This window comes from Dawidia cretensis, from assembly GCF_018598175.1.
GTDB classification, from domain to species: domain Bacteria; phylum Bacteroidota; class Bacteroidia; order Cytophagales; family Cyclobacteriaceae; genus Ohtaekwangia; species Ohtaekwangia cretensis.
This window is the reverse complement of record NZ_JAHESE010000016.1, coordinates 101413-119539: the sequence shown is the minus strand read 5'-3', so window position 1 is coordinate 119539 and position 18127 is coordinate 101413. Positions and strand designations below refer to the sequence as shown.

The following is an 18127-nucleotide window of genomic DNA, read 5'->3' as shown; positions in this document are numbered from 1 at the left end:
TCCCGGGCTACAACGTCGTGGCGTCGGGACTTCGATAGGTGAGCGTATACTTAAAGCTATCGATACGCCACCCCTGGTCTGTCAGGACCACATGCAGGTTGTATTGTCCGACAAATTCCCGCAGTTTTTCCACGGGATCGCTTTTGGTAAAGTGATAGGCCACGGCATAACAAAAGACGTCTGCTTCGATGGACTCGTGGCCGAAGCTCACCAGGTAGTTCCCGGCCTGGTGGTGAATGGCTCCCAGGTCGCGAAAACCTTCATTCCACAACCTGGCGATGTCCGCTCCGGACAGGTCCACGGTTCCTTCCTGTCCCCGATCAAATTGTACGATGGGTGTAAACACTTCATCCTGTAAACGACTCCACTGCCGGGTGTCGGTATAGATGAACAGTTTGTTGACAACTTCGATGATCTCGTCGCGCTTGCTTTTATTTTCCATGGCCGTTCGTGCGGTTTATTAATTCCCGAATCACTACTAAAAGAACGTGCCGTGTGGTTGCACCGCCGTTAATCCACGCCCACATGTTTAATCCGCACGTCGGGCACGTATAAGTTAAAGAATCCTTTTCCACCGACTACGTTGGTGGGGTAGTTTACCGGCTCACTGAGGTATTCAACAAAACTATAACGATTGTCGAGTCGCAGTTTCATAAAGTTATAATATTCTTCGCTGATACGCGCAAGGTAAATGGCTGTTGTGTCTCCGGCGTAGTAATCGCGGTACACCACGCGGAACGATTCGCGGTGTTTTTCCCCATCAAAGTTCACATCTTCAATCAATCGCGTGAAACCCCGCGGATTGAGAAGGTTCTCAAAGACATCCTGGCGTCTGATGTCTTGTACATTGACCATATAATAATCCTTGCCGACGGGGTCGGTAAACTGCTGTGTGACCTGCAGCAACGTGTCATCGAAGCCGTTGAAGTATAGCTCGGCAATAAGCTCGTCGAAGGTGATGGGTGGCTGCACGGTGGTCGTCGCTGTTACAGACCCGAGGGATTCACTGGTAATTTCCAGCCGGTATGAAGCATGCGGCACAAACGGTATTGCTACCCCGCCGTATAAACCGCTGCCGATGTTAAACAGGTTGTAGGCGCTATCCGGACCCATGATGCTGACGACGGCATCGTCTACGGCGATTTGCTGAATGAGCTCGTAGGGGTCGCTGTCGTCGCTGGCATCGAGCGCACCAAAACTCTTCGTGAGCAGCACGACGAATGATTCATTCGGCAATTGATCGGGAACGATCTGTGTTGACACCACAATCTGCGGCTTAAGCACCGGTATGCCATCCACTGGCAGCGGTTCCGGCAAGCAACTGCCCACCAGTAGTCCCAGCGCGAGAAGCTTTGCGCCGATCAGACCTTGTTGCCATGTGAGGGGGTGTTGCTTCATATACGCGTGTCATTAAAATTTAAAGCCATAGCTGATAAAGGGAATGGCGCCGAACAGGCCCGGCTGTTCGTAACGCAGTGTGCCGTCATCGTCCTGCTCAATGGTAATCGCAACAGGGTTGGCGCGGTTATAGGTGTTGTATACGCCGGCAAACCACTCCCACTGATAACGGCGGTGCGGACGGCTTTTGAACTTGATACCGATGTCGAGGCGGTGTGTGTTGGCCAGCTTCACCTCGTTGATACCAGAGAATATGGGAATGAGGTCGACGCCCGTCAACGTGGGCGCGGCCACGGCATACTGCCCAATAATCGGTGTAAAGCGCGAGCCCGATATAAATTCCCATACCACCGATGCGGCCCAGCGCTTGCCCAGAGCATACTGCCCCACAATAGCTCCGTTGTGGCGGCGGTCGTAGCGCGAGTAGAACCAGGCGCCGTCATTCACCTCATCGAACTGACGTCGTGACCATGACAGGGTATAACTGATCCATCCTTTGAAACGGCCCGCTTCTTTGCGCAGCAATACTTCCAGTCCCCAGGCACGGCCCCGGCCCTGGATGAGCTTTGACTCGAAGTCGTTGTTCATAAACAGGTTGGTGCCTTCTTCGTAGCCAATAAGGTGATCCATGGATTTATAGTAGGCCTCCACGCTTAGGAATATATTGTCTTCACGAAATGTATTCTGCCACGCCAGGGCTAGTTGGTTTGACGTCTGCGGCACAATGGCATCGGTTACCGGGTACCAGATGTCGGTGGGCGACGATACCGCGGAGCTTGATATGCGATGTATGTATTGTACCATGCGCGAATAGCTGAGCTTGAGCGCCTGGTTGTTTGTCAGCGAATAGCGCGCCGACAGCCGGGGCTCGGCATTGACGTAGTTGCGATTGGTGACAGCGGCCATGGAACCGCGCATACCGGCATTGATGCGCAGGTGTGTCAGGGGTGACCATTCATATTGCGCATGTACAGCAAACTCGTTGGCAATACGGCCCTGGGCGATGCTGCTTTCAAAGATCTGTGAAAACGTGCCCTGTGTATTAATAATATTGGGACTTACAGCGTGACGTGTCCATTCGGCGCCGGTCTTAAATGAGGCGCCGCCGCGTAAAGAGTCTTTGTGTATCGACCAGCGGGCACCGTAGTCTTCGATGTCGGAGAATGCCACCAGCTCGTTGTCTTCAAAGGCATTGCGAATGTTATACCGGTATTCCGAGCGAATGGCGGAGAGCTCGCTTTTCCACCCATGGTCGAATGCATGTACCCAACGGACCGACTGGCTGTTATTGCCGGCTTCGTAGGTGGTCGTGAAGCCACTGCCGTCGTTGTCGCGGTCGCGGAAGAAATCGAGTACGTCTTCGCCACCGTAGTAGCTCATTTCCACATGGTCGCGCGGTGTGGGCTTCAGTAATATTTTGCCGTTGAGGTCGTAAAAGAAATAGGGCAGCTCTTCGCCGAGTGCCTTTACCACCTGGTCGATATACGTCCGTCGACCAGCAATCCAAATGCTTGCTTTGTCTTTGACGAGTGGCTGCTCGACAAAGAGACGCGAAGCGAGTACGCCGATGTCACCGGAAACATGCGTGCGTTCGGGAACGTCGGCGGTGGTTTTGATGTTGAGGATGGACGACAGGCGGCCCCCGAACTCGGCGGGGAAGCCACCGTTGATAGCCTCTACGTGGTCGAGGATGTCGGGATTAAACACCGATAGAAACCCGAACAGGTGACTGGTGTTGTAGATGGGCACGTCGTCGAGCAGCACGAGGTTTTGGTCCGCTGCGCCGCCGCGCACGAAGAGGTCAGAGCTTCCATCGGCGCCGCGCAACGTACCGGGCAACAGTTGCAAGACTTTAATCACATCTGCTTCGCCGCCCAGTACAGGCAATGCGTTGATATCTTCTTGCGTCAGGAGGTACGTGCTGGTGCGGTTGGAGTTAAAGACGTCTTGCTGCACATTGCGCGTGCCGGTGATGACCACTTCCTGCAGTTGGCCCGGAGTGGACCGTAGCGCAACGGTAAGGGTTGTGTCTCCGCGCAATGTGAACGACTTCTGATAGCGTTCGTACCCAATATAGGTGACCTGGCATACCTTGGGGCCAGTGGGTACGCGCACCGAAAAGTGACCCTGGTTGTCGGTCGTAACGTGAATAGAATCGGGGGTAAAAAGCACGTAAGCAGAAGGTAAACGTTCACCACTGGCATCGCGCACGGTACCTTTGATCGTTATTTGTTGCGCCACCGCAACAAAATCCATCAACACGAGTATTATCAGGCTTAGGCTCCGCAGCATATTGTTACGCTGTAACGTACAAAGGTAACGAAACAATATCCGGGCCACGTTGTACTTTACAGCGTTAGACAATGTATTTTAAAAAAATGTATTTTATGAATACCGAATCTTACATGCCTTTTTACGGCGATTTGATTTTTATGTCATGCCGGAAAGATTTTACTTTCAACGTTTTATGACGAATGAAGGGAATTATAGCGCTTTTATGGTATGCCGCGGCCGGGCTTTCTCCTACGGCCCCGCTGCAAACGGCTGACAGCGTTCATCTCGCCGGCATAGCTTCCCAGGCATACGGTCTTGTTCTGTCTCAACCTGATTCATCGATTGCACTGGCCCACGCAGTGCTCAGTCACGTTCAACCGAAAAAGAATCTTTACCTCGAGGCATATAGCTATTATGTGTTGAGCAAAGCGAATTGGACCAAAGCCAATTACCGGCTCAGCACTGAGTATGGCTACAAAGCACTGCGTTTGCTGGATCAAGACCCGCATGCCTATACAAACCTGCGTGGCCTGGTCATGCTGGCGCTGGCGCGTACGTTTATCGACCGAGATGACTACGTCCAGGCGGAAGAATTTCTCAACAAAGTACAGCGCCTGGCCGTAAAGCATCACGATCAGCAATTACTGGCCGACACATATCGCGAGAAATCTACACTGCTGGCAGAAACTAAACATTACGATTCGGCTTTAGCCTATGCCGACAAGGGTATTGCTTATTATCGTACGATCAATGACTCATTGCGCGTTAGCATCCTCTATGGCCGCAAAGCGCGGGCATATTTGGATATGGGCGATTATGCAAAAAGTGATTTGTATAATCGTAAGTCGATGGCACTCGACAGTCTGGTGGGAAACACCCGCGCCCTGGGCTTTTCTTATTTCTACGCAGCCGACATTGCGTATCGCCGCAAGCAATACGACCGTTCGATTCATTACCTGGGGCGATCGATCGCCTTAAACGACCGTATTCACAACCTAACCCTGCAAGTACGTGCACACACGTTGCTGGCGGAGGTCTATACGCAGATGGGCCAGGGCATTCCCGCGGCACAGCAACTCAAGCGGGTAAGTATCTTAAAAGATAGTTTGTACAATGCCGAGAAGAGCCGGCAAATCCAGGAGATGCAATCGCTCTATGCACTGGAAACAAAAGATCGTACGATCGAAACACTGGCCCAGAAGAATATGGTCCAGAAGCACCGGGTGGAAATTCAGCGCATGCTGATGATTGTGCTGGGGGTCGGTGTTGTTTTGCTGGTGGTGGTTATCCTGTTGCTGGTGCGCCTGCGCATTTCGCAACAACGTGTTAACCAGGCGCTGGCGGAGCGCAACCTGGCCATTGAACAACAAAAAGAGGAGGTCGAGTCACAGGCGGAGTTTCTGCAACAGCTTAATCAATTAAAGTCGAAACTGTTTTCGGTCATCAGCCACGACCTGCGCGGGCCCGTTGCCAACCTGCAGTCGCTGCTGCACCTGCTGACGGCAAACATCATGACGCCGCAGGAATTTATCGCGGTATCCGACAAACTGAAAACCAACCTTAACAGCACCCAGCGCACCTTAGAGAATTTGCTCAGCTGGTCGCTAAGCCAAATGGACGGCATTCGCACCGAAAAGAAGACCCTCGCCGTACAGCAGGCAGTCGATGAAGCCTGCGCGCTGCTGGCGGAATTCGCCGAACGCAAGCACGTGACGCTGGAAAAACAAATCGGAGAAGGGTTGGACATTCTCGCCGACGCTAACCAACTGCAGCTTATTCTCCGCAACTTGTTGCATAACGCAATTAAGTTCTCCAAATCGGGTGGCACCGTGGTGGTCTCGGCCGTGGGCCAGGGCACGATGTGCGCGGTGCGCGTGCGCGACTATGGTATCGGCCTTACTGCCGATGAAAAAGCGCGTTTGTTAAACAGTCACGAATATTTTACGAAGTCGGGCACGCAACAAGAAAAAGGCACGGGATTGGGCTTTTTGCTATGCCAGGAATTTATCAGCCGCAATAACGGCACCCTTCACCTTTCGAGCACACCCGGCGAAGGCACCGAGGTGAGCATCAGCCTGCCACTTGCTCCCTGCCGTCCCGGCATGCCGGAACCGGAATCGGTTTTATAGAACCCGAAACCCCTTAATTTCGTTTGTTATTATGTCGAATTGGCAGACCTTAGGGTTTGGCGCAAACCTTGATGCTTAGCCTGTTTGAGTAAATAGAAATAACCTTTTTAAATCAATAGAATACACATGGGAGCTTTCGTTATTGGTATTTTCTTCATGATCATTGGCATGATTGTCAGTGCCCGGATGAAAAGCAAGTTTGCAAAATATTCACAGACGCATCTCACGCGCGACCTGACCGGTGCGGAAGTGGCACGACTGATGCTGGCTGACAACGGCATTCACGATGTCCAGGTCATTAGCGTAGAAGGCGAGCTGACGGACCACTATAACCCGGCGACAAAAACGGTAAACCTGAGTGAGGGTGTATACCACGGTCGCAACGCCGCCGCAACGGCCGTATCCGCGCACGAATGCGGTCACGCTGTGCAGCACGCACGCGCCTACAGCATGTTGGAGTTTCGTTCGGCCATGGTGCCGATCCAGAACATCAGCGCGCGCGTGATTAACTTCTTGTTTATGGTGATGATATTCGGATCTATGTTTGCCTCGCACGTCCTTCCCTGGAACCTGGCGTTGCTGATCATCATTGCGTGTTACGGTGTGTTTGCACTGTTTGCGCTGATTACTCTGCCGGTGGAATTTGACGCCAGCAAGCGCGCACTGGCGTGGGTGCAATCCCGCGGTATTGTAAACAATGCCGAATATGATATGGCCAAAGATGCGCTGAAATGGGCCGCTATGACGTACGTAGTAGCCGCCATCGGTGCGCTGACAACGCTGTTTTACTACGTGATGCTGTTCCTCGGTCAGCGCGACGAGTAATATCTTATCAAGACTATACTATCCAAAGCCCGGGTCTTCCGCCCGGGCTTCTCTTTTTTCGGCGTTCTGCCTATAAAGAAAAAGAAACACACAGTATATTGCCTGTCTATCATTAACCCATACGCTATTATTTTATGAATTTTCAACTTACTGAAGAGCACCTGGCGGTACAGCAGGCAGCACGCGATTTTGCACAGAATGAGCTTCTACCAGGGGTCATCGAACGAGACACCGAACAAAAATTTCCGAAGGACCAGATAAAAAAAATGGGCGAGCTCGGCTTTATGGGCATGATGGTTGACCCGAAATACAACGGCGGCGGCATGGACAGCATTTCGTATGTGCTGGCCATGGAGGAAATTTCGAAAATAGATGCGTCGGTGTCCGTATGTATGTCGGTTAACAATTCCCTTGTTTGCTGGGGACTGGAAAAATACGGTTCAGAAGAACAGAAAGAAAAGTACCTGAAGCGCCTGGCAACAGGCGAGCTGATTGGCGCCTTCTGTCTCTCCGAACCCGAAGCCGGTTCCGACGCTACCAGCCAACGCACAACGGCCGAAGATAAAGGCGACTATTACCTCCTGAATGGCACCAAGAACTGGATCACCAACGGCAACAGTGCAAGTGTATATATTATCATTGCACAGACCGATGCTGCGAAGAAACACAAAGGCATCAATGCGCTGATCGTCGAGAAGGGCATGCCTGGTTTTGTGGTGGGCAAGAAAGAAGATAAGATGGGCATTCGCGGGTCGGACACGCACTCACTGATGTTTACCGACGTAAAAGTGCCAAAGGCCAACCGCATTGGCGACGACGGTTTTGGCTTTAGCTTTGCCATGACCACGCTCAACGGTGGGCGTATCGGTATTGCCTCGCAGGCGCTGGGCATTGCTGCCGGTGCGTACGAGCTGGCACTGAAGTACTCGAAGGAACGCAAAGCGTTTGGCAAGAACCTGTCGGAACACCAGGCTATTCAATTTAAGTTGGCGGACATGGCTACCAAGATCGATGCAGCACGTTTGTTGGTACACCAGGCGGCGTGGCGCAAAGATCAAAAGCAAGATTTTGTAAAGGCCGCCGCCATGGCAAAACTGTTTGCTTCGCAGATCGCCCAGGAGGTAACATCGGAAGCTGTACAGATTCACGGCGGTTATGGCTATGTAAAAGAATATCATGTAGAGCGGCTCATGCGCGACGCCAAGATCACACAGATCTATGAAGGCACCACCGAGATTCAGAAAATGGTGATCTCGCGCGAGCTGTTGAAGTAAGTAATCACGCTATCACTATCATGCGACTTCTCCGTCCTATCTTACCAGCAGTTCTGTCATTTTACGGGCTGCTGGTTTTTACTGTTTTTGTGTTGCCGGTAGCATTCAGCGCATGCTCGCGCGATAGCGCCTGGTGTACATTTATGTATTGGATGACCGAGTCGGGCGGCCAATGGGGCACGACCATCATTGTACTGTTGGCAGCAATCTTATATGCCGGTTCGTTTAGCTCGCTGACGCAAAAGGCCAGGGTATTTTTTCTGACGGTGTTAACGCTTGGAGCAGTGCTCGCGTCGTTTGCTTATCTCAATGAGAACGTGATCAAGACGCTCATTCGCGTACACCGGCCAAGCCATACCTATATTTTACGCGAGTCGAAATCTACCGCCGACCTGGATTCGCTTTATTCATTGACGGAGCCCGAGCGCCGGAAGTTTTATGAAGACCTGATCTTGCCGGATACTGTTACTTTCCGGAACATGGATCCGCGTGTCGTGGCGCACTGGATTAACGAGGTAGGGTATTCTTTTCCGTCGGGGCATTCCTTTAACACCTTCCTACTCGGTACGATCCTCGCATTCTTTCTCTATCACCTGGCTGGAAAACGATTCCGTTGGCTGCATGTGCTTCCGTTGGTTTGGGCTATGTTGGTGGCAGTGTCGCGCGTGGCTATGGGGGTGCATACAGCGCGGGATGTTAGCGCCGGCGCGGCCCTGGGCATACTGCTGGCGAGCCTGGTGCTATCGATACCGGTGGTGCGTGGAGCAGTGTTGAAAAAAGAAAGTGACACGGGAGGGTTGCCGTAACGTCCCTCGTTCGGTAACATTGCCGACATGAAAATTATCGATCTCTCCAAGACCATCCAGTACAACCCAGGCGACCCTTTCTTTATGAAGGTCAGGATCAAACACAAGCCGCACCGCAAAGCGCGTTGGCTGATCCGTTACCTGGGGTTACCGTTCCGCTTGTTCCCCAAGAACTTTATTGGCTGGGCTGACGATTCGATTCAACAGATGGGTGTTCATTCCACCACACACCTGGATGCGCCGTGGCACTATGCGCCTACCAGCGAAGGCAAGCCGGCTAAAACAATAGACCAGGTGCCGCTGGAGTGGTGCTATGGAGACGGCATTGTCATTGATATGAAACACAAGGCCGACTTCGAGGCCATCACGGTCGAAGATATACAGCAATTCCTTTCGAAGAACAACCTGTCGCTAAAGCCCGGACTGATCGTACTGATCAAAACCGGTCGCGACAAGCATATGGGCACAAAGGAGTTCTTTGAGCGCGGCACGGGCATGAGCGCGCAAGCAACGGCCTGGCTAATCGACCAGGGCATCAAGGTGATGGGCATCGACCAGTGGGGTTGGGACCTGCCGCTGCGCTACATGGTGCAAAAGGCCAGGGAGAGCGGCAATGCCGAGCTCTTCTGGGAAGGCCATCTCGTGGGCCGTGACAAAGAGTATTGCCACCTCGAGCAGCTTACCAACCTCGATGCGTTGCCCTACCAGGGTTTTAAAGTGGCACTCTTTCCGCTAAAGATCAAAGGCGCGTCGGCGGCGCCGGCGAGGGTGGTCGCGATTATGGATTAAAGGGTATAGGCAACGCCAAAACGCACGGTGTATATGTCCTGGAAGAACGTATGCTCCGTGCCCGCGTTGGTCTGGGCTCTCAAGGAAGCACCTGGATTGTCAATGCGCTGTTTACTTCTGTAGATGTCGAATACATTTACAGGAACATTCAACTCCAGGCTGAGTCTATCCGTCAATTGGCAGCTCACGCGGGGAATGATGTTGATCGTTGCTCCTGTGATCTGTACATTTCGTTCGAAAACATTGCGCTCGTGCGGCTTAAACTCCATATTGATGTGGTATGGATTGACGGCAAGGCCGAGGTTCAGCACAAACCGTTTGGTGACGTTGGTGATATCCTGATTAATTTCATAGCGAAAGGAATACGCGCTGATCACATCGGTTGTCAACGCGCTGCGGCTTAACCCAAAGTTTCTTGGGAATTGAATACCTTGTGCTGATCGATCGATCTGCGGTACGAAGAGCTCAAACTCGTGATGAAACCCACCGCGGAGGGATATGATGCTGAAAGCCACTGAAAATGTACCCGTCGTGAAATGCCTATCCCCACTCTTCTCATCCGGGACAGCGCTACTCGGGCGTTGATATACTGTTTCCAGCGAAGACGTATGCTGGTACAGTTTGATCCGATACTCGTGCTGGGCGAAGGCACCGGCGGAGATCGTTAAGAAGGCAAGCAGAACTATAAAGCGACAGAGGAAGGTTAGGGATTGGGTCATCTTTAGTTGGGTGTTATCAAATTGTTAATGGGGTTTAGTTTTCTATCTATACTCCAAACCTATTCACGGGCGCAATATTGTCGTATTGACACTGCAATGTCAACTATATCTGCATGTTATTTAGGGAAATGTTATGAATGGTTTTAAATTCCCCATTTTTCCACAATGTGTGGTATAGTATATTTCCTCGAAAACCTTTGCGGTCGAACTGTGCTGTAGAGGGAATTACCGGGCCAGTGGGGAAATAGCCGTATGCGCTCTCGCTTTCACACTCACTCTGTTTTATGGTACATGTAGTCGACCGTGACGTTTAGCATGGCTCTGAGGCCGGTAAGCATGCCGCGTTCGTCCATCATGAAGTCGGGGGTGTGATGTGAGGGAGCCTTGGCGGGGTCTGTGTCGGGCGGGCAGGCGCCTACAAAGAAGAAAAAGCCAGGGATTTTCTGCTGATAGTAGGCGAAGTCCTCGGCGCCGGTGTCGGCGGGAATGCGGGCTACATTTTCTTCACCGGCGGCTTTTACGAGGCTGGCGACCATTTTCTCGGTCAGGGCGGGGTCGTTGAATGTTACCGGGGTCTTGCGGTCGATCGTTACCTCGGCGGTGGCACCGGCACTTTCGGCGATGAGCGTAGCGGTGCGCTTGAGCCTCTCGTGTATATCTTGTTGCATAGCGGGGTCGAATGTGCGGATCGTGCCGCTCATTTCGGCTGTTTCGGGAATGATGTTCTGACGCACACCGGCATTGATCATGCCGACAGATATAACGGCCGGTTCTTTTGTCAGCTGGGTTTGCCGGCTCACAATGGTCTGAATACCGTTGATGATTTGCGCTGACACAACGATGGGATCTATACCGAGCCACGGTGCAGCACCGTGTGACTGTTTGCCTTTTACTTTGATGGTAAACCAATCGGAGGCGGCCATCATGCCGGCGGGTTTATAGGCGATCTGGCCAAGCTTGCGAATGCCCTGGATGTGCAGGCCGAAGATTACCTCTACCTTGGGATTGTCGAGCACGCCTTCGCGCACCATGAGGTCGGCTCCCCCCTCCTCGCCTTTGGGTGGTCCTTCTTCGGCGGGCTGAAAAACAAACTTAATGGTCCCTTTGAGGTCGTTTTTATTTTTGCTGAGGATTTCGGCCACGGCCATGAGAATTGCCACGTGCGAGTCGTGACCACACGCGTGCATGACGCCGGTCTCCTGGTCATTAAAGATGGCTTTCTCTTTGGAAGCAAATGGCAGGCTGTTGCGTTCCGTTACGGGCAGTGCGTCCATGTCGGCGCGCAACGCGATGACGGGTCCGGGCTTGCCGGTGCGCAGCAGCGCCACCACGCCGGTGTGGGCTATACCGGTCTGTACTTCGAGACCCAGCTTGCGTAGGTGCTCAGCGACATAGGCGGCGGTCTTTATTTCGCGGTTGGACAGTTCAGGATATTGGTGCAGGTGGCGGCGCCACGTGATGACGGACGGTTCGAGCTGGCGGGCTTGTTGTTCGAGCTTAGCCTGCAGCTTGGGGTTTACCTGGGCGATGGCGCCCGAGGCAAGGGCTAGTAAAAGTAGACTACAAACGCGTATCTTCATCATAGGATCGGATGTGGGGGAGACAAGATATTGATTCCCGGTCTGGCAACCAACGACAAAGAATATGGAGTGGATCAAAATCTTTTCCAACACCGTGGAGGCAAGAGAAAAATTACTGTCTGGCAAGCCGCGGTTGCTCGTAGTGTATGGTCGGCGCATTACACTGGTGCATTATGGCGACGACTTTTATGCCGTGCAAGATGCCTGTACCCACAACCAGGAGTCGCTTAGCAAGGGGCACGTCAACCATTTGGGAGAGATCATTTGCCCGTGGCACAATTACCGTTTTGAGCTAAAAACCGGCCGGGCGATGGATTCCAGCTGCCGCGCCCTGGCAACTTATCCGATTAAAACGGACGAAACAGGTTTTTTTATTGGTATTTAAAATACATTCGTCGCTATTTGCGTTTTTAACCCATGCTGCCGATGCCCCCTGTGACCAAGGACCTGCGCTTTCTGTCTGCGTGTTTCCTGCTTGTTTTGTATACCGGCCTGTTTCAACCCGCCGCTGCCCAAAGTTATTTTACCCCCGACAATTGGATCGACCGGCTGAACCTCACCGGCCCACTGCCCGAGAAGCTGTTGGCTACACGCACGGCGGTCTTTCACGACTATACCCTCACGGAAAAAGAACTGCTGGTCGCTCAAGAATATTTTCAGCGGTCGGGCATCGACGCAGTGGCATACTTCGACCTGGATATGCTCATGGCCGGCAACGACATTACCCGCGCGTTTGGCAATTACCTGCTGAAGCGCGAGTTCTCCAACCTGGTGTTTATCGAGAAGGACAGTATACGTTATCGCATCACGATCACGGTATTCAATGGCAAGGAGACGGTGCTCGATGGTAAGCAATCAGCGTGGTCGGTGACGAATAGCAACCTTACGGAAGCGCTGAAAACGTTATACCGCACCAGCTCCAGCGGTTTAAAGAAATTAAATCTGCTGATCAATGATCAGCCCGAGACGGGACTGACGGTGAACCCTATCCTGGGTAAGCGCAATGAGTTCTTTGCCATGGACCTGAAAGTAGATCCCCTGGCGGTGCCGAAGTTTGGCGACGAGGCGCTGGATAAAGAACTGGAGCAGATCTTTAAAGACAACTATACCCTCAAGTATAAAATGACGGAGCCCGGTGTTTCCGAAAAGGATCTGCGCAAGCAGGGCTCGTTGTATGTGCTTTGTATTGTGCGTACACGCGGCAGCGTGGCCAAGGAACTGCTGGGCTATGAGGTGAAACCCGGTGAGACTGCATTGGTATCGGTGGCGTATCCTGGTCCGCAGCAAGAGCTCAGAAATATTCCATCCGACGAGATCGTGTACAAGATATATTTCAAGCACATCGACTCGGGCAATGTGTTCCTGGGCACCAAGTGGGATGCCGATACAACGTGGCAGCAGGCACTCTTAAACCAGCTGCGCGGCATGAAGGCCGAGCTGCGCCTGAACTGACAAGATAAAAAAAGGAGCTCCTGTAACGGAAACTCCTTTCTTCGGACGGGCTATTTCTTTGCGCTACGCGTCTGAATATATTCTAAATTCTCACTGCACCATTTTAGCGATCTGTGTTACGGGAATGGTGTTGGCCAACCGCAGCACATCGGCTTCGTTGCTTTCGTTTACAGTAAAGGTGAGCAGCGCGGAGTTCAGCGGCACCTGCAAAGTAAAGTTCTCTTTGTTCGTTTCCGTGTCCGTGCTCTTTTGTAAGATCCCTTTATAGCCTTGTACTTTCACAACCTTCTGCGTACCATCGCTTGAATTTCCCACGAATGGTATGGATAAAATGGCATTAACGGAACCGATAAGCGGCGAATTGCTCATGATGTCGACTGTTGCGTTTTTTGTGCCGGTTCCATACGTGCGTTGAACCTGCGCGCCTGCTATACCGGTGTTAGCCGTTACCTGATCTTCTTTGGGGTTGGAAGCGAGGGCATCCATCTTCGCTGGCAATATTTTGATGATCTCTTTTCCGACCAGCACGTCTATATCGTTCAGCATTTGCTGCATGGCGAAGCGGGCGTCTTCGAGCTTGCCGCCGCTATAGGCTGTGCGTGCAGAGGCAAGGTCTTTGTTAAAGTCCTGTGCGTAGGCCACGAGGGGCAGCAACGCGACAATTAGTATCGTTAGTTTCTTCATGAGAATCGTTGTTAAAGAGGTTAATGAACGGGCTATTGTTCGCCCAGGGTCTTGATGAGACCGTCTATGTCAAACGCATTGGCGGCGGTCATGACCTCTTGTTCAGTGGCGAAGTTGACAGCTTCCCATACAATGAGCGATGTTTGCCCCAGCGGTACGCTGAGCTTGTAACCACTCGACTCATCGTATTCAATCACGGCGCGATGGCCTTTTACTTTGGTTTGTTTCCAGTTCTGCTCGCCGCCGGTGGTTTGCGCATAGCCACCGTTGGCCAGGTAGAGGTTGATGGCCGACATCCACGCCGAGTTGTTGGCAATGAGCGTGCGCAGTTGCTTATCGTCTTTGAGGTATTCGCGTTCGATGGTGAGACCTACCCATCCCCAACCGGTAGAGGTCACTTTGTCGGACGGTTTCTGGAAGGGAAGACCACTGACGGTCTCGGGCAGCGATAACAAGACTTTGTTACCGATCTCCATTTCCACGCCAAGCATGGCTTGCTGTACGGCATAACGTGCTTCGCCATAGCTTGTCGCTTTGAACGCTGTTTCGGCTTCGGCCAGGTTTGCTTTTACGTCGGGGGGTGTTGTCACCAGACCACCACCGCCTTTATTGCTGGGATTGCCGGAGCTGCTGCTACCAGACGAGCTCGTGCTTTGTGTGTCTGACCAGCCACCGGTGTTTACGCCCGTCTTCTCCTGTGCTTTTTTGTCCAGCGCTTTCTCGGCCGCTTGTTCAGCCTTCTGCTTGAGCTTGTTCATGAGCCCCTGCGCGCGCACTGGCATGGTCCACGCCAGGGATGCTGCGCCCAGCAGCCCTACCAGTAAAATTTTTGATTTCATAGAGTGGGATGTTTGAAAGCTAAACAACGAAGAAAGCAGGCTGAGGTTTCGGTTTCACAGGAGCTCCCCCATGCTTATGGGGGAACTCCCGACGTAAGCTGGTCCAATCCAGTTTGAGTCGAAAATTCGTTTCATAAAAACTTTCCGCCTGACTATACCTGTATGAGAGACACATTGCCAATATTTGCGGGCGTATGGAATTGAAGTTACAAACCGGCTATCGGTCTATTTTGGGCATGGCGTTACCGATCACGCTTTCGATGTTGGTACCGCAGATCAATTTCATTACAAACAACATCTTTCTGAGCGGGCTGGGTGAACAAGAGCTCGCCAGTGCCGGCATTACGGGTGTGTACTATTTGATCTTTGCGGTGATCGGCAGCGGCTTGAACAACGGTCTGCAAGCACTCATTGCCCGCCGGGCTGGTCAGAATCTACCGCATGAAATAGGCCGGCTGTTCTTGCACGGGGTGTGGATCGCCCTGGGCATCGCCGGGCTTGGCATTCTGATCACGTATATGCTGGCACCGACGGTGATGCGGACTGTAATTCACAATCCAATCATTGCGGAACAAGTGATCGACTTCCTTCTGATCCGCATTTGGGGGCTGCCGCTGTTATATCTGTATGTGATGCGCAACGCATTACTGGTGGGCACCAACCAAACGCGTTTTCTGGTGTGGGGCACGCTGAGCGAGGCCGTCGTGAATATTTTTCTCGATTATACTTTAATCTATGGCAAGCTCGGTTTTCCGGAACTTGGGTTTAACGGGGCGGCCTATGCCTCGATCATCGCAGAAGGCATAGGCCTGTTGGTGATCTATGCGGTAATCCGACTGAAAGGTTTACACCGGTCGTTTGCCTTCTTTGACGACACTTCGGCCAATTGGCCCATGACAAAACTTATCCTGACGCAGTCGCTGCCGTTGATTCTACAGTATGCGATCAGCATTGCCAGCTGGGAGTATTTTTACCTCCTCATCGAGCACCACGGCGCACGTGCGCTGGCCATCTCCAACACCATGCGCAACATCTTTGGACTGTTTGGCATCTTTTCGTGGGCTTTTGCATCCACAACCAACACGATGGTGAGCAACATTATCGGGCAAGGAAGAACCCCCGAGGTGGTGCCGCTCATCAAACGCATCTCAGGCATCAGCTTTGCGATCTCTTTGGTGATCTTTATCTGTTTAAACCTGGTACCGCACTGGTTCCTGTCATTCTATGGACAAGGTGACGACTTTATACGTGAGGCTATACCAGTGGTACGTATTGTTTCGATCGCGTTGCTGCTCATGTCGGTTGGCACGGTGTGGCTGAATGCTGTAACGGGTACCGGCAACACCGTGGTGAACCTGCGCATCGAGTTTATTACAATCTTTATTTACTGCGGGTATGTATACATCGTGCTTGAATATCTCAATCTGCCCATTACCTGGGGGTGGGGCTCGGAGTGGGTGTACTGGACGTCGATGTTCAGCATGGCCTTCTTCTACATCCGCTCGGGCAAGTGGAAAGCCAAAACTATTTAGCGGCTTTTTCGTCGCGACGCTTGTAAAAATATAAATAAGTCTTCTTGCCCGGGTTGCGCTCGCTGAGGGTATAAAAGCCGGAGCCATCGCGGCGCCAGGTCATGGCTTCCCCCTGAGGCTCTTCTTCGTACGGAATGATGGAAGGATCCTGCTTTAATAATTCTTCCAATGGCTTATGGGTGGGATTGTCCCAATAGAACACCCGCCGGTAATTTTTCAACACCACGGAACCGTCGGGACGGATGTCACCCCCAACGATCATGGTCAGGGGTAACTCGGCCACGATGGGCACCACCAGTGTATCGGCGTTGTCGTACGGATATTTTAAAGTATAAATGTGTACGGGATTCTCGCGCTTGGAGACGACGTATAGGTTTTTTGTGGTGGGATCCAGCAACAAGGTTTCGGCATCTTTTACGCCATCGGGAAACCGGAATACGATGCGGGTCACATCGCTTACGACGAGTTGGCCGCGTTTGGCGTCGGCCAGCAAGGGCTCTTCAAAGCGATAAATAATTTTGTAAGGGAACAACGCCAGGTTGTCGCCGATCTCGGCCACGTAGAGGTACGACTTGCCGGGCTCGGGGCCGGGACCTACAGCAATATCCTCCCAATCGCGGTTGACGAGCTTTTTCCCAAAGCCGACGATGAGCTTGATGTTGAGGCTGTCGTTCATAAGCAACACTTCGGCCGGGTTGCCGCTGTCGTTCAAGCCCCACAGGTAGCCGGGGTTGCGGATGCTGGCAGCAATGCCAGAGATCTCTTGCAGCTTGGGGGCCTTGGATTCTGCCAGCCGCTGGCCGGGCAAAAAGAAGGTGGTGTCATAAAAGCTATGGATTTGTGCCGGGGCTACCCAGGGGGTGCCTAGCAACAGCAGAAGCAAGAGCTTTTTCATGTCGGAAGGTTGAGAGGATTTATTTGCGCGCGTAGAAGTACAGGTACGTTTTTTTCTTGCCTTTCGTTTCACTCAGCGTGTAAAATCCGTGGCCGTCGCGACGCCAGGCAATGGACTCGCCCTGGGGCTCTTCCTCGTATGGTATTTCCTGTGGCAGCTCGGCCAGGGCCGACACCGGTGGCAAGTGGGACTCGTTAGGCCAGTAGTATATCTTCTTGTAGTTTTTTAGTACGATCTCGCCGCCGCTGCTCAGGATGTCGCCGGCCACCAACTGGGTTAACGGTAGGGCTGCCACATTGCGGGCCACCAGCGTATCGCCGCCATCGTAGGGATATTTCAGCTGGTATACATGCACGGGCTCTTCCCGTTTGGTGATGACGTAGAGGTCCCTGGTGGCGGGGTCGAGCAGCAGGGTTTCGGTATCTTTCTTTTTGTCCTCCAGCCGGAAGCATAGCGTGGTGAAGTCGGTTATCTCCACCCGCGCTTGTCCGGAGGTGAGCACGGGTTCTTCAAACCGGTAGATATACTTATAAGTATGCTTGGCGAGGTTGTCGCCAATCTCGCCCACGTAGATATAGTGCTTCGTCGGATCGGGCCCCGGGCCTACGGCGATGTCTTCCCAGTCGCGGTTTTCGATATTCTTCAGGACGCAGGTAAGGCGTACGTTGAGGGCCGTGTCTATGAGGAATACCTCAGGACCCGAATTGCTGTCGTTGTGTGCCCACAGGTAGCCGGGGTTGGTAATGCTGGCGGCAAGGCCCGATACTTCCTCGAGTGTCTTATCGGTGAGCATGGAAACTCTGCGGGCCGGTTGAAAGGCATTAGACGGCCCTGGGGGTGTATGTTTTGAAAAACACGATGCTAAGATGAGCAGCACCGCGAGCAAAGCGATTTTCTTCATACAGATTGTTTTCGCTACGTGAAGAAAGAA

At 52.5% G+C, this 18127-nt stretch carries 17 protein-coding genes; 8 read left to right on the top strand and 9 right to left on the bottom strand.

What is annotated here, in order from left to right:
- Window positions 1–7: 7 nt before the first annotated feature.
- From KK062_RS16380 to KK062_RS16370, 3 genes are all read right to left on the bottom strand, one after another.
- Window positions 8–442: a nuclear transport factor 2 family protein gene (locus KK062_RS16380; RefSeq protein WP_254085403.1), complete on the bottom strand. Its 435-nt coding sequence runs from the start codon at window positions 440–442 to the stop codon at window positions 8–10.
- A gap of 68 nt (window positions 443–510) precedes the next feature.
- Entirely contained in the window at window positions 511–1398 is an 888-nt protein-coding gene (locus KK062_RS16375; RefSeq protein ID WP_254085402.1) for a DUF4249 domain-containing protein, read from the bottom strand.
- Between the two features lie 12 nt (window positions 1399–1410).
- Entirely contained in the window at window positions 1411–3690 is a 2280-nt protein-coding gene (locus KK062_RS16370) for a TonB-dependent receptor (protein ID WP_254085401.1), read from the bottom strand.
- Between the two features lie 182 nt (window positions 3691–3872).
- Here KK062_RS16370 and KK062_RS16365 point away from each other — a divergent pair, with 182 nt between their 5' ends.
- The 5 genes from KK062_RS16365 (at window position 3873) to KK062_RS16345 (ending at window position 9495) form a co-directional block, all read left to right on the top strand.
- Window positions 3873–5801 (top strand): tetratricopeptide repeat-containing sensor histidine kinase, encoded by a 1929-nt coding sequence (locus KK062_RS16365; protein ID WP_254085400.1) that lies wholly within the window; start codon window positions 3873–3875, stop codon window positions 5799–5801.
- Between the two features lie 126 nt (window positions 5802–5927).
- On the top strand, window positions 5928–6626 hold the full coding sequence (locus tag KK062_RS16360) for a zinc metallopeptidase (RefSeq protein WP_254085399.1): 699 nt from the start codon (window positions 5928–5930) through the stop codon (window positions 6624–6626).
- A gap of 134 nt (window positions 6627–6760) precedes the next feature.
- On the top strand, window positions 6761–7900 hold the full coding sequence (locus KK062_RS16355) for an acyl-CoA dehydrogenase (protein WP_254085398.1): 1140 nt from the start codon (window positions 6761–6763) through the stop codon (window positions 7898–7900).
- 20 nt (window positions 7901–7920) lie between these two features.
- On the top strand, window positions 7921–8706 hold the full coding sequence (locus tag KK062_RS16350) for a phosphatase PAP2 family protein (RefSeq protein WP_254085397.1): 786 nt from the start codon (window positions 7921–7923) through the stop codon (window positions 8704–8706).
- A gap of 27 nt (window positions 8707–8733) precedes the next feature.
- Window positions 8734–9495, top strand: coding sequence for a cyclase family protein (locus KK062_RS16345; RefSeq protein ID WP_254085396.1), 762 nt, complete (start codon window positions 8734–8736; stop codon window positions 9493–9495).
- On the opposite strand, the gene KK062_RS16340 is transcribed toward KK062_RS16345, so the two are convergent.
- Window positions 9492–10214 (bottom strand): hypothetical protein, encoded by a 723-nt coding sequence (locus KK062_RS16340; RefSeq protein ID WP_254085395.1) that lies wholly within the window; start codon window positions 10212–10214, stop codon window positions 9492–9494. The genes KK062_RS16345 and KK062_RS16340 overlap by 4 nt on opposite strands.
- 272 nt (window positions 10215–10486) lie before the next feature.
- The gene (locus tag KK062_RS16335) at window positions 10487–11797 is read right to left on the bottom strand and encodes an amidohydrolase (protein WP_438836050.1); all 1311 of its coding nucleotides are present in this window, start codon (window positions 11795–11797) and stop codon (window positions 10487–10489) included.
- A gap of 61 nt (window positions 11798–11858) precedes the next feature.
- Between KK062_RS16335 and KK062_RS16330 the strand changes: the two genes are divergently transcribed.
- The gene (locus KK062_RS16330; RefSeq protein WP_254085394.1) at window positions 11859–12179 is read left to right on the top strand and encodes a Rieske (2Fe-2S) protein; all 321 of its coding nucleotides are present in this window, start codon (window positions 11859–11861) and stop codon (window positions 12177–12179) included.
- Window positions 12180–12220: 41 nt separating this feature from the next.
- The gene (locus tag KK062_RS16325; RefSeq protein WP_254085393.1) at window positions 12221–13246 is read left to right on the top strand and encodes a hypothetical protein; all 1026 of its coding nucleotides are present in this window, start codon (window positions 12221–12223) and stop codon (window positions 13244–13246) included.
- A gap of 90 nt (window positions 13247–13336) precedes the next feature.
- Here the strand turns inward: KK062_RS16325 and KK062_RS16320 are convergent, their stop codons facing one another.
- Entirely contained in the window at window positions 13337–13930 is a 594-nt protein-coding gene (locus KK062_RS16320; RefSeq protein WP_254085392.1) for a hypothetical protein, read from the bottom strand.
- Between the two features lie 32 nt (window positions 13931–13962).
- A complete protein-coding gene (locus KK062_RS16315; RefSeq protein WP_254085391.1) occupies window positions 13963–14769 on the bottom strand; it encodes a hypothetical protein in 807 nt (268 codons plus the stop codon).
- Window positions 14770–14963: 194 nt separating this feature from the next.
- Between KK062_RS16315 and KK062_RS16310 the strand changes: the two genes are divergently transcribed.
- Window positions 14964–16301: an MATE family efflux transporter gene (locus KK062_RS16310; protein ID WP_254085390.1), complete on the top strand. Its 1338-nt coding sequence runs from the start codon at window positions 14964–14966 to the stop codon at window positions 16299–16301.
- Here the strand turns inward: KK062_RS16310 and KK062_RS16305 are convergent.
- Both KK062_RS16305 and KK062_RS16300 read right to left on the bottom strand, forming a co-directional pair.
- Window positions 16294–17196 (bottom strand): hypothetical protein, encoded by a 903-nt coding sequence (locus KK062_RS16305; RefSeq protein ID WP_254085389.1) that lies wholly within the window; start codon window positions 17194–17196, stop codon window positions 16294–16296. The genes KK062_RS16310 and KK062_RS16305 overlap by 8 nt on opposite strands.
- Window positions 17197–17215: 19 nt before the next feature.
- Window positions 17216–18097, bottom strand: a complete 882-nt coding sequence (locus tag KK062_RS16300) for a hypothetical protein (protein WP_254085388.1) — start codon at window positions 18095–18097, stop codon at window positions 17216–17218.
- Window positions 18098–18127: the final 30 nt, after the last annotated feature.

Bases quoted from the DNA above. Each gene is read 5' to 3' on its own strand.
- KK062_RS16320 (WP_254085392.1), bottom strand. From the start codon at position 13,930: ATGAAGAAACTAACGATACTAATTGTCGCGTTGCTGCCCCTCGTGGCC.
- KK062_RS16340 (WP_254085395.1), bottom strand. From the start codon at position 10,214: ATGACCCAATCCCTAACCTTCCTCTGTCGCTTTATAGTTCTGCTTGCC.
- KK062_RS16335 (WP_438836050.1), bottom strand. From the start codon at position 11,797: ATGATGAAGATACGCGTTTGTAGTCTACTTTTACTAGCCCTTGCCTCG.
- KK062_RS16350 (WP_254085397.1), top strand. From the start codon at position 7,921: ATGCGACTTCTCCGTCCTATCTTACCAGCAGTTCTGTCATTTTACGGG.
- KK062_RS16355 (WP_254085398.1), top strand. From the start codon at position 6,761: ATGAATTTTCAACTTACTGAAGAGCACCTGGCGGTACAGCAGGCAGCA.
- KK062_RS16325 (WP_254085393.1), top strand. From the start codon at position 12,221: ATGCCCCCTGTGACCAAGGACCTGCGCTTTCTGTCTGCGTGTTTCCTG.
- KK062_RS16345 (WP_254085396.1), top strand. From the start codon at position 8,734: ATGAAAATTATCGATCTCTCCAAGACCATCCAGTACAACCCAGGCGAC.
- KK062_RS16370 (WP_254085401.1), bottom strand. From the start codon at position 3,690: ATGCTGCGGAGCCTAAGCCTGATAATACTCGTGTTGATGGATTTTGTT.
- KK062_RS16360 (WP_254085399.1), top strand. From the start codon at position 5,928: ATGGGAGCTTTCGTTATTGGTATTTTCTTCATGATCATTGGCATGATT.
- KK062_RS16365 (WP_254085400.1), top strand. From the start codon at position 3,873: ATGAAGGGAATTATAGCGCTTTTATGGTATGCCGCGGCCGGGCTTTCT.
- KK062_RS16305 (WP_254085389.1), bottom strand. From the start codon at position 17,196: ATGAAAAAGCTCTTGCTTCTGCTGTTGCTAGGCACCCCCTGGGTAGCC.
- KK062_RS16380 (WP_254085403.1), bottom strand. From the start codon at position 442: ATGGAAAATAAAAGCAAGCGCGACGAGATCATCGAAGTTGTCAACAAA.
- KK062_RS16300 (WP_254085388.1), bottom strand. From the start codon at position 18,097: ATGAAGAAAATCGCTTTGCTCGCGGTGCTGCTCATCTTAGCATCGTGT.
- KK062_RS16310 (WP_254085390.1), top strand. From the start codon at position 14,964: ATGGAATTGAAGTTACAAACCGGCTATCGGTCTATTTTGGGCATGGCG.
- KK062_RS16315 (WP_254085391.1), bottom strand. From the start codon at position 14,769: ATGAAATCAAAAATTTTACTGGTAGGGCTGCTGGGCGCAGCATCCCTG.
- KK062_RS16330 (WP_254085394.1), top strand. From the start codon at position 11,859: ATGGAGTGGATCAAAATCTTTTCCAACACCGTGGAGGCAAGAGAAAAA.
- KK062_RS16375 (WP_254085402.1), bottom strand. From the start codon at position 1,398: ATGAAGCAACACCCCCTCACATGGCAACAAGGTCTGATCGGCGCAAAG.